This is a genomic window from Vreelandella arcis (assembly GCF_900103865.1).
GTDB classification, from domain to species: Bacteria; Pseudomonadota; Gammaproteobacteria; order Pseudomonadales; family Halomonadaceae; genus Vreelandella; species Vreelandella arcis.
The window spans coordinates 64,465-77,324 of the sequence record NZ_FNII01000006.1; the positions used below are offsets into that span (position 1 = coordinate 64,465).

Below are 12,860 nucleotides of genomic sequence, written 5' to 3' on the forward strand. Positions count from 1 at the left end.
TCTCAAGTCTCTCAGCGTAAAGCTGATTTCTACGTTTATTCTTTGATCTGGCCGACAAATACCAGACCTTTACCAAAAATGGAGCGGATCGGCAGGGAGATATCGTGTTTCTTGGCTTTTTTACGCAGCCGGCTGAGGATGACATCAATGCGATGAAGTTCTGGTGTTTCTTCGTATTGAAACATGAGATCCAGCAGCGCTTCTTTGGCAAAAATCTCGCTGGGGGAACGGCCCAGTATGCTCAGTAGTTTATATTCCTGAGGGGATAGCTGAACGGTTGTACCATTGGGTGTCGCCAGGCACTGGTGGCCCGCCATCAGGCGCCATTCAGCGCCGTCGTGTTCTCGCTGATGTGTTACTCCGGTACTTTCCTGCTCATGCTGCATCCGTTGCCAAAGCGTTTGTAAGGTCGTTGCCAACTCGGAAAAATTAACGGGTTTGACCAGGTACAGGTCGGCACCCAGGTTCAGGCCACGAAGCTTGTCTGGCTGTTGGCCGCGAGCTGTGACGATGATCATGCCGAAATTGCCCAGGTCTGCCAGGTATTCGACCACGCTGAAGCCATCTTCGCCGGGTAAACCGAGATCTACCAGCACAATATCTGCGGGGCTGCGGTGCAGCTTTTTCCAGAAACTCTCTGCACTGTCCGCCCCCCAAACGCTGTAGCCTCGGTGCTGAAGAAAGAAAATCAGCTCTTCGCGGAGGTCGCTGCTGTCTTCGATGATGGCGATAGTGGGTTGTCTGGTTGTCATTAACCGACTGACTCCCATGTTTTTTGTTTAAAAAGAAATATAAAACAGCTGCCTTGCGGTGAGCTGCTGAGAAGCTGTAGGTCGCCATCGTGGGCGCGGGCAATCTGCCGAGCGACATAGAGGCCGAGGCCTGCTCCCCGTTGGCTGTGTGTGCCGCGGCGATAACGATCAAAAATCTGTTTGGCATCCTGTTCATCGATTCCAGGACCTTGATCGCATATGCGGACAGTGGGGCGGCCATCTTTCTGGCTGCAGTCTATGTGAATAGCGCCGCTAGCCGAATACTTAACGGCATTATCAAGCACATTCGAAAGCGCAATCCGAATCAGCGCGGTATCGGCGAGCACCGTGCACTCAGGCTTTGGCACTTCGTTGGCTGGCTTGCCCGCTATGGTCATGATGAGTTGGTGGTCATCTGACAGCTGCACCAGGGCCGCTGCAGAATCGATCAGCTCGTAAAGGTTAGCCGGCTGTGGATCCAGGTAGAGGTTTGTGGCGGCCAGCCGGGCATCGGCCAGGCAGTTATCGGTTAGTTGTACCAGCCGTTCAGTGGCCCGCTGAATCTTATTGTAGCGCGGCATGCGGCCACTGTTGGCCTGCTCAAGATACCGCAGGTTCTCGAGACTACCCGAGATGACTGCCAGCGGTGTCCTGAATTCATGCGAGACCATGCCCATGAATTGACGCTGATGAAAACTGGCATCACGCTCCGCCTTGAGTTCGCTGGCCAACTGGTGTTTTTCGATCTCCTCCAGTTTCTTTTCTCTGATGCGGTATACCGCAATTGCCATGACCAGCAGCATATTCACGATCAGGGCATATTGCCAGATAACGTAGATTTCAGGCTTGAAGGGTATCCAGCCAAACGCTGAAAACAAGCCGAACATGCTGGCGGTGATGCAGATTAACGGGCTCAATCCCAGCAGCAGGGTGGATACGCGGTAGTTGTCCAGGTGCCATACATACAGCACAGAGATAACGAACGTTATGGAGGTGGGTAGGTAAAACAGCGCCTGTATTTTGACCGCCAGGCCGTACTGGTTCAGTGGGATGAGAATCAGCAACAGCAACGTTAACCCGCAACAGGCCATCATGATCTTGTAGGCCCAGGGCAGGTGCTGTTTCATGTTGACCGTTTCAACGCAAAGCCAGAGCAACGCGATATAAGAAGTGAGCGTTAATATGCTGGTCATATAGTGTTGCACCGGGACGCCTATATCCGGTAATAACCAGTTCAGATAGCCCTGGACACTGGCAACAAACAGGTAGGTGATCGAAAAGGCGGTGACTGACCAAAGCAAGCGGCCACCTAATACGATCGCCAGTATAAAGGCGAGCAGGGTGGAAATAGCGGCCAGGCCAAAATAGAAGCTCCAGAAGGCCGTGGTGCGGCTTGCATGGCGCATGAACTCGGTCGGTTGCCACAGGCTGGCTCTCAGGATGGTGGTGCTACTGCTTTGTACCCGGATGATCGCTTCATAGCGCTGCCCGTTATCCAGAGGAGGAAGCACGAACACCGGGTTGCGGTAGTCGATATCCGATCGGCCGAGCAGCAGATCTCCCGTTTGTTTTACGTGCCAAGCCTGGTCGGAATGCTTCGGCCGATAGAAAAGCCGGATGTCGTCGACGAAATTCGGCCCCAACTCCAACCAGCGCGGCTGCTCGGCAAAAATGGCATCTGATAACTCAAACCGAAGCCAGAAAGTATCGTGCACATAGCCACGAGAGAAGGTGGCGTGTTCCGTCGGAACTTGTTGCTGGAGCCGTTCTGATGCCTGTTCGAGCGATAACTCCCCTTGCGTGTCTTGAAGGACGCTATACGGAATATCTTCCCCCAGCTTTAACGGCTCGGACATGGCGGCCGTCGTCCAGAGACAACCCAGCAGCAGGCAAAAGGCCAACATACACTGTCGCAGCAGATAGTCTTGCGGGAGCCGATACATCCGTCGGCGGTTAACCAATGCCCATGGTGTCATTAGTGGGGTGTTTTTGTTGTTCAAAATATTTTCTCTTAACTGAGCCTGAGCTGTGCCGGCTCGTAGACCGTTTCGTTTGCGCCAAGCTGTCTTAGACGCCTAAGTTGGGAACTCATCATACAGGGCGATTCAGTGCTCTAAGAAACTCATTGATCATGGTGTTAATTTTGAGGAAGGCTACTCAAAGCAAAAGCAACTGGTGCCGCTTTCCTATGGTAAATGGCACTCGGTGGTGGAAGGTGACGCGCTGATCATGAGGGTGAAACTCAAACGGGCGGGGCATATTCTGGGTTCCAACTATGTAGACGTGGCGCTGAACGATACCGCTCATGGTAACAAGCAGCGCGTTGTTTTTTCCGGCGATTTAGGCGCGCCGCATACACCGCTACTGCCTGTGCCGAAGTCTCCCTACCAGGCGGATGTGCTGGTGCTGGAATCCACCTACGACAACCGCAATCATGAATGCCGCCAAGCGCGTGGCCAGGCGTTGAAAGCCGCCATAGAGCAAGGGCTGACTAACCGGGGGACGGTGATCATTCCGGCGTTTAGCATTGGTCGCACTCAGGAGTTACTGTATGAATTGGAAACCATCGTACATGCGGCCTCCCCAACCTCAGACTGGTGCTCGCTGGAGGTGATCGTCGATTCGCCGTTGGCCGCGCGAAGTACGCCTGGTGCATGGCGATAACCACGCCTGCCGTGCATTGAAAGACGCCATCGAAGCTATGGCCCAGAAAGCCGGCCGGCCGATTAATGTCGTTTTGCCCGCGGTGTATGAATGACGTTTCGTGGCGGGATGCTTGCTTATCGCTCAATGAATTGAGCTCTTACGAATTCCCCGTAATCCGGCTCAGGGGTTATGCCGCTGGTTTCTCGTGTGGGCGCGCTGTGAGATCGACACCCAGTGCACGCGTTACGGCGAGCATGGTTTTTAGTGTGGGATTACCTTGCTCGCTGAATGAGCGGTAAAGCTGCTCACGCGAGAGGCCTGTTTCACGAGCCAGTTCTGTCATGCCCTTGGCGCGTGCAATCACCCCCATCGCTTTTGCGATGTAAGCTGAATCCCCGGTTTCTAGGGCATCCGCGAGAAACACGGCAATCGCTTCCTCACTCTCCAAGGCCGCTGCTGGATCGTATTCATAGATTTTGTCGCTCATGACGCCTCCCACTCTGATGCTAACCGGTGTGCAGTCTCGATATCGCTTTGCTGGGTGCTCTTATCGCCACCAGATAATAGAATGATGACTTCGTTGCCCCGCTGCTTGAAGTAAACACGATATCCGGAACCATGGTGAATACGTAGCTCGCTGATTCCATGCCCCACGGGTTTTACATCGCCTGGTAAACCACTTGCCAACCGAAAAACACGTGCCGCAATCAATGCTTTAGCACGTTGATCGCGGAGTTTCCGCTCCCATTTTCGGTAAGTATCCGTTTGTTTAATATCAAGCATCGCTTTAGTGTAGTTTTTGGACTACATAGACGCAAGATAATTCAAGAGCCTTTTTGGGGGCATCGTTGCTGATCGCCCAATGAATTGGGCTCCTTGTGTCTCTCAAGAGGGAATGATTAGCTACCATTCTCTCTGGCCAGAAGGGTAACCCGTTGGGCTCCTAAGGGGCATTGACCCTGTGTTGTAGATGGGCCCCTTCTGGTTTTTATCTCGTAAATTTGGACGGTATCCAAAGCCCTTCGCACGACGAAAGAGGCTGTACGAACAAGGCGAGACAACGAGATGGCATATATCGGCATTGATGTTAGCAAACAGAAACTTGATTGCCTGTGGGTGCGCGATCTAAGCAAGGGGAAAGTCAAAACGAAAGTATTCCCCAACCGCCATCAGGACTACCCAGGTTTGCTCGACTGGCTCATCAAGCAGACTGGCGAAGACGTCGACAACCTGCATGTCTACCTGGAAGCCACCAGTATCTATCATGAACCCTTAGCTTACTGGCTGCATGACGTCGGTGTCACCGTGTACGTACTGAACCCTGCCCAGGTGCGCCATCACGCCAAGGGGATGGGCGTTCGCAGCAAGACTGACCGCAAAGACAGCATGATGCTCGCCCGCTATGGGATTGAACGGAATCCTCAACCGTGGCAACCAGAGCCAACGGAGGTGAGAGAGCTCAAGCGCCTTATCAACCGGTTAGAGGCCGTAGAAGACGACCTACAGCGCGAGCGTAACCGCCTAGAGAAGGCTGAATTCAATACCGACACCAAAGCAAGCGAATCCATTAGCTATATGCTGGTCGCCCTTGAGCGAGAAGTACAGCGGCTCCAGCAGGCGATCACTGACCATTTCGAGGCGCATCCGCCGCTTAAACAGGATCGCCAACTACTCGAGAGTATTCCCGGCATTGGAAACGTCCTGTCAGCTCGCCTGGTGGCTACGCTACGTAGTCGCGATTTCCGCAGCGCTCGACAGGCAGCAGCCTTTCTGGGCCTCGTGCCGATACTGAAAGAGTCAGGTACATCGGTGAAGCTGCGATCCCATCTTTCCAAGGCTGGGGCGCCCAGTATCCGCCGGAAACTTTATATGGCCGCCGTCGTATCGACCCGCTGTAATCCTGGCGTCAGTGAGCAATTTGCACGACTCAAAGCCCGTGGCAAGCCAACGTTGTCGGCGCTGGGGGCGGCTATGCGCAAATTGGTACATATCGCTTTCGGGGTGTTGAAGTCACAAAGCGAATATCGGCCGCAAGGGACATAAAGCCCCTTGCAGTTGGTATCGAGAGACGGTATCTACGAAAAAACTGCTGCATGTATCCAACCTTGTAGAAGCTCGACTTGTCGGGTGGTCTGGCCTTCTTATGTAAGCAAAATGACATCCTGTTGACAGAAGGAGAAGACAGCCTCATCGCCAATCTCAGGCACTGGCTTGTCTGAGTTGGGTAGGTTTAACAGTACCACGCTCAGCCTCGTTGATGAGTAGGGATCGTCGAGTTCCAGGTAGCTGCGGTCGCCACGGAATGAGACAGTCGCGACCTTTGCCTTGCCAACGAACTCATCTGCCGCGTTGACGGTGGGATTGACGGCGATTCTTTCCGGCCGTACTGCAATGCTTAGGTTTTGGCTTACCTCCGCTGAGTGGTCCGCGTCGCGAGGGAGGTCCATCGTCCATTGCCCAGCAATTTCTACCCTGATGTTAGACGGATTAACGGCGATGATGCGGGCATCGAAAATATTGCTTGTACCAATGAAGTTGGCGACAGAGGCTGAGCGTGGACCATCATAGAGTCTGCGTGGCGTGTCGACCTGGGCGATCGCGCCGTCGAACAAGACGGCTACGCGGTCAGAAAGGGCCATTGCTTCCTCTTGGTCGTGCGTAACGAAAACAAAGGTAATGCCGACTCGCTTCTGTATAGCACGTAACTCAAGCCCCATTTCGTCGCGCAGTGTCTTGTCGAGCGCGCCGAGGGGCTCGTCGAGCAGCAGAACAGAAGGGTCCATAACCAGCGCACGGGCGAGTGCCACCCGTTGTTTCTGACCGCCGGATAAATGCTCAATGTTGCGTTTTTCAAGGCCACTGAGCTGTGTAAGTTCAATTAACCCATTGATCTTCTGGTTTTTCTCATCAGCCGTCAGGCCAGAGCGCCGAAGCCCGTAACCGATGTTGTCGATCACATTGAGGTGCGGAAAAAGCGCGTAGTTCTGGAAGACCATGTTGGTGTTACGTTTGTGCGGCGGCACATCGTTGACATGTTCTCCATTAATGTAGATGTCACCTTCCGTGGGAGTTTCGAATCCGCCGAGCATTTTGAGAAGTGTTGTCTTCCCGCCGCCTGAAGGGCCGAGTAGCGAGAAAAACTCGCCTTCGCGGATATCGAGATCTACCTGCTTGAGTGCATTATGGTCGCCGTAGCGCTTTGAGACGCCCACGATTCTGATGTGTGCTTGCGAGCTCAATCTGAAATCCTCTTGATGAAAACGGTTCATTAGGCTTTACCCCGACGGCGTATTAACTCGCTGGTAACGACAGCAAAGATGCTAAAGCCGAGCATGGCACTGCCAAGCGCCAGGATGACGGGGAGTTGTTCGGGAAAGCGGAGTTGATTCCAAATATAGAGTGGCAGGGTGATATCGGAACCCGAGACAAAGAATGCGAGCATGAATTCGTCTAACGAGATGGTGAAGCACAGGATGAAGCTCGAGATCATGGCGGGCCAGACGATCGGTAAGGTCACCCGGAAGAAGGTCATCCACCAGTTTTCGCCAAGATCTGCCGAGGCAAGCAATAGGTTCTTGTCGAAGCCACGCAAGCGGGCAGACTGCGTCAGAAATGCAAACGGTAGGGTGAGCAGAACGTGGGAGACGCCGATCGTGAACAGCGAGAGTGGCACGCCGAGCCCTTCGAAGAAGAGCAGCAGAAAGATGCCGAGAATGATGAAGGGTATGGCAATCGGCGCTGCGACGATTGCGCTGATGCTGGACTTGCCTTTGATCTCGTAGGTAGTCACGCCGATGGCACAGAATAACCCAAGAACCGTTGAGACAGCACTGACCCCTACCCCAACGATTAGGCTGTTCCACAGCGCTTCCAAAATCTCAGGGGATTGAAGGAGTTGCTCGTACCATTTCCAGGTAAAGTCTTTTAAGGGCAACGATACATAGATCGAGTCGTTGAACGAAAAGATCGGAATGAACAGGATTGGCAAGTAAAGCACGGCGATATAGCCGAGTGCATAGAGTCCAAGCAGCCAGGAAGCGGTTGGGCGAGACATCATTTTACCTCCACCTTGCGGACGCCGAGACACCAGCGAATCAACATCACGGTCAGGGCGATGGCGACGAGCGAAATAAGTGCCATCGCACTGCCTTGTGGCCAGTCATTGAGCTTGCCGAACATGGCGAACATCAAGTTGCCGATCATCGTGCCGTTGGTACCACCGACGAGCTGTGGTGTGACGTAGTCGCCAACGATAGGGATGAACACCAGGACGCTGGCGGAAAACACGCCAGGTAATGTTAGCGGCCAAGTGACCCGCCAAAAGCGCTGGAGCGCTGTATCACCAAGGTCGGCTGCGGCGTCGAGAAGCGTCCGGTCAATGCGTTCCATTGAAAGGAAAATCGGGATGATGGCAAAGGGCGCCCAGGCGTGGGCAAGGGTAATGATGACCGAGAAGTTGTTGTAGAGAATGAACTCAAGCGGTTGGGTGATCAGCCCGAGGTCAAGCAGCGTCGAATTCACGATGCCGTTGTAACCGAGGATGAGTTTCCACGAGAAGATGCGAAGCAGGTAGCTCATCCAGAACGGGAGCGTGATCACCATGATCCACAGGAGTTTATGGCGACTTACCTTGAAAGATACGTAGTACGCTACCGGATAGGCCGCGACCACCGTTACTAGGCTCGCAAGCAGTGCGATCAACAGGGATTTGGCGAGCAGGTAGGAGAAAATCGGTTCGCTGAGGAAATTGACATAGTTCGCCAGGGTTGGCGCGTAGACGATTTCCATGTAGTCCTGCGTCCACACGCTGTAGGCGAGCAAGCTGGCTATCGCGAAGCCGATGATGCCGAGCACGAACACAACGGCAGGCAGGACCAGTAGGATACCTTGACTCGATTTGCTATGCCGCAGGCGACGTAGTGAGCTTATCATTTGCGGGCCCCGTCAGTTGGTTTATTGGTCCACGGCCCTAGGTCGCGTAGCCGCGCATTCCAGATGTCCGGTGCATGCAGGATATGGGCGAGGGAGAGGATCGTTCTTTCGTCGTGGCGACGCCCCACAAGCTGCAAGCCGGTGGGAAGGCCATCCTGACCCAGCCCTGATGGAAGCGTAAGGGCGGGCAGTCGGCCAAAGAGGTTGAAGGGGAATGTCATGTCGAACGTAATGGATTTCCCCTCTGTATCGCATCCATTGAAATCAAACTCGCTCTTACCCAATGGTGTCGCTGTCCTTGGCATCGTCGGGCATGCGAGCACGTCGTAGCTTTCAAAGAGGCGAACCATGGTCTGCCATTCCCGGCTCACCATCATCTCGGTATCCACGAGATCAGCGGCGGAAAGCGAACGTCCGATGTCAAAGAAGTGAAGGAGGGTGGGGTCGAGCACATCGCGATGCGCGGATTCCAGGTGGCCGTAATATTGGTAGATTCGTGCGGAGAACAGCTTGTAGCCAGCGTCATAAAGCGCCTCGGAGAGGCCTAAATCCACCGTCTCGACCACCGCGCCCGCTTCTTCGAGCCGCTTGGTGGCAGCCCGGGCATTGTCCATAACGTCCGACTCAACCGAGAGAAAGCCTAGATCTGGCGAGAAGGCGACGCGCACCCCAGCTAGGTCCGATGCTAAGGGGGCGTCGCAGGCGGTGGACGCTGGCAGGGATATCGGGTCCCGGTCGTCAGGACCTGCGGTTACATGCAAGAACGCCACGATATCATCGACACTGCGGGCAAGGGGGCCGTGGTGCGCGATGGGGTCGTAGAGGCTTGGCATGAGCGCAAATGGAATGCGACCGAGCGCCGGCTTGAGCCCCAGAACCCCGCAAAAGCAGGCAGGGATGCGCACCGAGCCGCCCATGTCCGAGCCTTCAGCCAACGGTACGCAACCTGTCGCCACCGCCACGGCCGATCCGCCTGACGAGCCTCCGCTGCTGCGCGAAGGATCCCATGGATTACATGTCGACCCGGTTAGTGGGCTGTCGGTAACGCTGGCATTGGCGAACTCGGACGTTGTCGTTTTGCCGACAATGATGGCACCCGCCGCCCGTAGGCGCTCGACCACAATGGCGTCATGCTCGGGGATATTGTCAGCGAAAAGACGCGAGCCCATCGCGGTTCGCAAGCCCGCCGTAGGGGTTAGATCTTTGATAGCGACTGGTACGCCATCAAGTGGCCCTAGCGGTACACCGGCTGAAAAGCGTGTTTCAGAGTGTTGAGCATCGCGCATGGCGCGCTCTTCATCGAGCGCACAGAACGCATTGAGGTGAGGGTCGACGGCTGCGATTCGTGAAAAGCTCGCGGCTACTGCCTCGCAGGGCGATAGCTCGCCGCTGCGAAACAGAACACTGAGCTCGACGGCGGACAACCAGTTGATGTCGCTGGTGGTAGCTTCCATAGTTTGTCTAAGCACGCTGAATAAATATCCTCGGCTGGCGGTTTATACCAAACCGAAAAGACTTAGAAGCCTGCCTTCACCTCTTCAATCATTCTGGAGTATTTTTCGCGTATACGTCCTTCTATTTCCTCGTAAAAGACTCCTTTGTTGAGATTGCCGATCGGATCATCAAGACCGAGTTCGACTAAACGCTGGGACGAGACCAAATCAAACGAATTCTTGTTCGAGTGCCCGTAACCGATCTCCTCAATGAGATGTTGGCCTGCTTCCGGAGCGATCCAGGCGTTCATATAGTCGTAGACTTCTTCGTCGGAGGCATTGCCCTGCGTAGTGTGTACAACGCCGTCCAGCCAAGTGAGCATGCCTTCTTTGGGCTGCATGTAGGCGACGGGTATACCTTGCTTCTTGAGAGAATTAACAGAAGTATTCCAGCCGACGGCGGCAACGAGTGCACCAGAGGCAAGGCCTTGCTCCATATCGGTGATGCTCGACCAATAGTTACGTAGGTTTTCATGCTGCCGCTTGAGCAGCTGCTTGACCTCGGCAATCTCTTCATCAGTCATTGCAAAGATATTATCGACGTCTAATTGGAGTGCGGCAGGTAGGACGAGGTCTTCAAGGACCGTGCTTGCCGCGACGCGGCCACGGTACTTCGGATTAGAAAGCAACGCCCAACTGGGGTCTTCGACGTCTTCAGGGTCAACGAGATCGGTGCGATAAATAATCGAGGCGTTACCCCAACCGGTGGGGCAAATGAACGTTTCATCACCTTCCGAAACGCCTTTCAAGTTCTTCACCACGTCGAAAAGGTTCTCCCAATTCGGCAGGCGCGATGTATCAATCGGCTTAATCAACCCTGCGTCACGCCAGCGGCCTACAGAGGATGTGTTTGGGTGGGCGGTGTCAGTGGTGAAGCCACCACGTAGTTTCTGCAGAGCATCTTCGTCGTCGGACATGAAAGAGGCATCAGGAAGGCTGCCATATTTCGCTATATAACCAGGGATGAGCCCTTCCACGTGATAGTTGGTATAGGTCATGACGCTAAGGTTGGTTTGTTGCGCCATGGCCGGGCGAATCCCCATTGGGAGGCTGATACTCGCCAAGCCCAGGGCCGCCATGCTTGCGTTGAAGCGCCGACGGCTAGGATCAAAGGAATGCCGGGGAAGAGAAATCCTGCGTTTCATAACCTATGCCTCTTAGTTTTTAGCGTTCGGAGAGTGCTGCTGAGCCCGGTGAGGGATCTTTTTTTGAATAAGCGGAATGTTCTTGTTGACGGAATGTTATTTGAACAGGCCTGATATAGAAAATATATTTACCACTTGAAGGCTATCAAGTAATTATAGTTACCGGGTTGGGCGCAAATTATCAACGCTGTTGAACCTGCGGAGAAACTTGATGAAAAACCACTACATAGCGCGAGGCGTCTAAACGTCGTTGATATTTGACCGTCTGGTCAACAAGAAGTCTATGTGTGAATCGATTTTTATTAACAGGCTTACTATCTTGGGATTGCAGTCGGTTTTAAGCCAGTTTGAACTCTGTTAGGTGGGCAGGGTGATTCTGCAACGTTTTGAGGGCCGTTAGAGTTAAAATAACATGCTGATTTTTAAGATATAAGATTACCGCGTTTTCAATAAAAGCCAGAATGGCTGAAAAAAGTTCTTGACGTATAGTGGGTGTTGGTCAATATAGTTACCACAGGCGCGGCAGTGATTGCTGTAAATAGTGTAACTACAAGGTTAGCTGACCAATGACAGATACTCGATCCTATAATGTACAGAAAACGCGTTTCTTGAAGTCCGCAAAAGAGAAGGATGCGACCGCTGAGAAAAGCTTATATGAAACGGTAGATAGCATCATCAAAGAAGTACGTGCGCGAGGGGACGAGGCAGTAAGCGAATATTCAAAAAAATTCGATAATGTGGATCTCAAGGTAACAAAAGTAAGTGCTAGTGAAATTGAGAAAGCGCTGGAAAGTTTTGACGAGCAGACTTTAAAAGATAGCAAATTTGCTATTGAGCAAGTGAAGAATTTTGCTGAGGCTCAATACGCTACAATGCAACCGCTAGAGATTGAGACTTTAAAAGGGGTGCATTTGGGGCATCGTATCATCCCCATTGAAACGGTTGGATGTTACGTCCCTGGAGGGCGCTATCCAATTTACTCGGCTCCTATCATGTCAATCGTACCTGCCGTCGTTGCGGGCTGTAAAAATATCATTGCTTGCCTTCCGCCATCTGCACATGAGCAAATGTATGCGTTATGCCATTTAGCGGGGGCCACGAGTATTTATCGGATTGGTGGGGCTCAAGCCATTGCGGCTATGGCCTATGGTACTGAAACAGTGCCCGCAGTCGATAAAATTGTTGGACCAGGCAATGCGTTTGTTAATGAAGCCAAGCGCCAGGTCTTTGGAAAAGTAGGTATTGATGCGTTAGCGGGTCCCAGTGAAATTTTTACCATTGCTGATGAAAGCGCAAACCCTATCGTTATTGCAGCAGATCTTTTAGCCCAAGCAGAACACGATGTTCATACGCGTGTTGGTCTTGCGGTGACCTCGGAAGACATCGCGAATAAAACATTGCTGGAAATTGAGCGCCAATTGGGGAATCTTTCCACTGCGGAAACGGCTGGTAAAGCGTGGGAGGATCAGGGTGAAATCGTCATTTGTGAAGATGAGGAATCACTCGTTGAATTTGCCAACTACATGGCAACAGAGCATCTACAAGTCCATACAAAAGACCCGCACGCGCTGATTCCCAAACTTAAAAATTATGGTTCACTATTTATTGGTGAAAACGCCAGTGTTGTTTATTCCGATAAATGTTGTGGCACTAACCATACGCTTCCCACCATGGCAGCCGCTAGATATACCGGGGGCCTTTGGGTAGGCAGCTACGTGAAAACCTGCACCCACCAATGGATGGAAGAAGAAGGGATTCGTAAGGTTGCCCCGCGCGCTGTTCGACAGAGTTTAACCGAGGGGATGGAAGGGCATGCGCGAGCAGCTGCCTTACGACTTTTCCCATCGGAAATTAATCAAATCACCTCGGGAGATTTTCCGAAGATTTGAAGC

At 53.0% G+C, this 12,860-nt stretch carries 12 protein-coding genes; 3 read left to right on the forward strand and 9 right to left on the reverse strand.

Annotated features, from left to right (window positions below; translation table 11 throughout):
* Nucleotides 1–35: 35 nt before the first annotated feature.
* Nucleotides 36–752 (reverse strand): response regulator transcription factor, encoded by a 717-nt coding sequence (locus BLR97_RS08545; RefSeq protein ID WP_089704943.1) that lies wholly within the window; start codon nt 750–752, stop codon nt 36–38.
* On the reverse strand, nt 752–2,752 hold the full coding sequence (locus BLR97_RS08550; protein ID WP_139172913.1) for a sensor histidine kinase: 2,001 nt from the start codon (nt 2,750–2,752) through the stop codon (nt 752–754). The genes BLR97_RS08545 and BLR97_RS08550 overlap by 1 nt, the downstream gene beginning before the upstream one ends.
* A 175-nt stretch (nt 2,753–2,927) precedes the next feature.
* On the opposite strand from BLR97_RS08550, the gene BLR97_RS08555 reads away from it, so the two are divergent.
* Nucleotides 2,928–3,416: an MBL fold metallo-hydrolase gene (locus BLR97_RS08555; protein ID WP_211605076.1), complete on the forward strand. Its 489-nt coding sequence runs from the start codon at nt 2,928–2,930 to the stop codon at nt 3,414–3,416.
* A 169-nt stretch (nt 3,417–3,585) separates the two neighbouring features.
* Here BLR97_RS08555 and BLR97_RS08560 read toward each other — a convergent pair whose 3' ends face one another.
* Nucleotides 3,586–3,885 carry an addiction module antidote protein gene (locus BLR97_RS08560; RefSeq protein WP_089704949.1) on the reverse strand — a complete coding sequence of 100 codons (300 nt, stop codon included), beginning with the start codon at nt 3,883–3,885 and terminating at the stop codon, nt 3,586–3,588.
* Nucleotides 3,882–4,181 carry a type II toxin-antitoxin system RelE/ParE family toxin gene (locus tag BLR97_RS08565; protein WP_089704952.1) on the reverse strand — a complete coding sequence of 100 codons (300 nt, stop codon included), beginning with the start codon at nt 4,179–4,181 and terminating at the stop codon, nt 3,882–3,884. The genes BLR97_RS08560 and BLR97_RS08565 overlap by 4 nt, the downstream gene beginning before the upstream one ends.
* A 282-nt stretch (nt 4,182–4,463) precedes the next feature.
* Between BLR97_RS08565 and BLR97_RS08570 the strand changes: the two genes are divergently transcribed.
* Nucleotides 4,464–5,441 (forward strand): IS110 family RNA-guided transposase, encoded by a 978-nt coding sequence (locus tag BLR97_RS08570; RefSeq protein ID WP_089704956.1) that lies wholly within the window; start codon nt 4,464–4,466, stop codon nt 5,439–5,441.
* Between the two features lie 98 nt (nt 5,442–5,539).
* Here BLR97_RS08570 and BLR97_RS08575 read toward each other — a convergent pair whose 3' ends face one another.
* The 5 genes from BLR97_RS08575 to BLR97_RS08595 are packed head-to-tail and all read right to left on the reverse strand — an operon-like array spanning nt 5,540 to nt 10,968.
* Complete coding sequence (locus BLR97_RS08575) at nt 5,540–6,667, reverse strand: ABC transporter ATP-binding protein (RefSeq protein WP_089704959.1); 1,128 nt, start codon at nt 6,665–6,667, stop codon at nt 5,540–5,542.
* Complete coding sequence (locus BLR97_RS08580) at nt 6,667–7,455, reverse strand: ABC transporter permease (RefSeq protein WP_089704962.1); 789 nt, start codon at nt 7,453–7,455, stop codon at nt 6,667–6,669. The genes BLR97_RS08575 and BLR97_RS08580 overlap by 1 nt, the downstream gene beginning before the upstream one ends.
* Entirely contained in the window at nt 7,452–8,330 is an 879-nt protein-coding gene (locus tag BLR97_RS08585; RefSeq protein WP_089704963.1) for an ABC transporter permease, read from the reverse strand. The genes BLR97_RS08580 and BLR97_RS08585 overlap by 4 nt, the downstream gene beginning before the upstream one ends.
* Entirely contained in the window at nt 8,327–9,799 is a 1,473-nt protein-coding gene (locus tag BLR97_RS08590) for an amidase (protein WP_139172915.1), read from the reverse strand. The genes BLR97_RS08585 and BLR97_RS08590 overlap by 4 nt, the downstream gene beginning before the upstream one ends.
* A 47-nt stretch (nt 9,800–9,846) precedes the next feature.
* The gene (locus tag BLR97_RS08595) at nt 9,847–10,968 is read right to left on the reverse strand and encodes an ABC transporter substrate-binding protein (protein ID WP_089704968.1); all 1,122 of its coding nucleotides are present in this window, start codon (nt 10,966–10,968) and stop codon (nt 9,847–9,849) included.
* Nucleotides 10,969–11,534: 566 nt separating this feature from the next.
* On the opposite strand from BLR97_RS08595, the gene hisD reads away from it, so the two are divergent.
* Nucleotides 11,535–12,857 carry a histidinol dehydrogenase gene (hisD, locus tag BLR97_RS08600; RefSeq protein WP_089704971.1) on the forward strand — a complete coding sequence of 441 codons (1,323 nt, stop codon included), beginning with the start codon at nt 11,535–11,537 and terminating at the stop codon, nt 12,855–12,857.
* Nucleotides 12,858–12,860 lie beyond the last annotated feature (3 nt).

Excerpts from the sequence above, each read along its gene's own strand:
- BLR97_RS08570 (WP_089704956.1), top strand. The coding sequence starts at position 4,464 with ATGGCATATATCGGCATTGATGTTAGCAAACAGAAACTTGATTGCCTG.
- BLR97_RS08545 (WP_089704943.1), bottom strand. The coding sequence starts at position 752 with ATGACAACCAGACAACCCACTATCGCCATCATCGAAGACAGCAGCGAC.
- BLR97_RS08560 (WP_089704949.1), bottom strand. The coding sequence starts at position 3,885 with ATGAGCGACAAAATCTATGAATACGATCCAGCAGCGGCCTTGGAGAGT.
- hisD (WP_089704971.1), top strand. The coding sequence starts at position 11,535 with ATGACAGATACTCGATCCTATAATGTACAGAAAACGCGTTTCTTGAAG.
- BLR97_RS08585 (WP_089704963.1), bottom strand. The coding sequence starts at position 8,330 with ATGATAAGCTCACTACGTCGCCTGCGGCATAGCAAATCGAGTCAAGGT.
- BLR97_RS08565 (WP_089704952.1), bottom strand. The coding sequence starts at position 4,181 with ATGCTTGATATTAAACAAACGGATACTTACCGAAAATGGGAGCGGAAA.
- BLR97_RS08595 (WP_089704968.1), bottom strand. The coding sequence starts at position 10,968 with ATGAAACGCAGGATTTCTCTTCCCCGGCATTCCTTTGATCCTAGCCGT.
- BLR97_RS08580 (WP_089704962.1), bottom strand. The coding sequence starts at position 7,455 with ATGATGTCTCGCCCAACCGCTTCCTGGCTGCTTGGACTCTATGCACTC.
- BLR97_RS08575 (WP_089704959.1), bottom strand. The coding sequence starts at position 6,667 with ATGAACCGTTTTCATCAAGAGGATTTCAGATTGAGCTCGCAAGCACAC.